The organism is Pseudoalteromonas ostreae, from assembly GCF_018069805.1.
GTDB lineage: Bacteria > Pseudomonadota > Gammaproteobacteria > Enterobacterales > Alteromonadaceae > Pseudoalteromonas > Pseudoalteromonas ostreae.
The window spans coordinates 1-520 of record NZ_JAGPYN010000079.1 but is presented as its reverse complement, the minus strand read 5'-3'; the positions used below and the strand labels follow the sequence as shown (position 1 = coordinate 520).

The following is a 520-nucleotide window of genomic DNA, read 5'->3' as shown; positions in this document are numbered from 1 at the left end:
GTAGTGATAAGGCTTTTCAGGCAATGGCTTTAATGCGCTTTTATCCAGCATATCAAAAAGCTGTTTACGTGACTGTTGATATTGCTTCATCATCTTATTGTTCATTACATCAAGTAGCTTTGCTATTTCTTGATTTAAGTGCGCTAAGCTGTAGAAGGTTTGGTTACGCAGACGTGCCATGATCCACCGCTCAACAATTTGTACACCGACTTCAGCCTTGGACTTATCTTTGGGTTTATAAGGTCTGGCGGGTATGACAGCGACATTAAAATATTCGGCTAATTGATGATACGTGGGGTTTAAATCAGGCTCGTAGCGACAGGGTTTACTGACAGCGCTTCTGAGATTGTCGGGAATAACAAGCTCAGGCACACCACCTAAAAATTCAAAGCAACGCGCATGACTCATCACCCAATCTTCAAGTTGCTGGCTATACGTTGCCTCAGCATAGGTATAATTTGATGCGCCGAGCACGGCAACAAATACTTGAGCAGTCCGTGTCTCCTGCGTTGTAGGGCAT

Annotated in this window: 1 protein-coding gene; it reads right to left on the bottom strand. The window is 44.0% G+C overall.

Annotated features, from left to right (window positions below; translation table 11 throughout):
* Positions 1-520: IS21 family transposase (istA, locus tag J7338_RS20605; RefSeq protein ID WP_210798838.1), on the bottom strand; the 520-nt coding region annotated here is incomplete at both ends.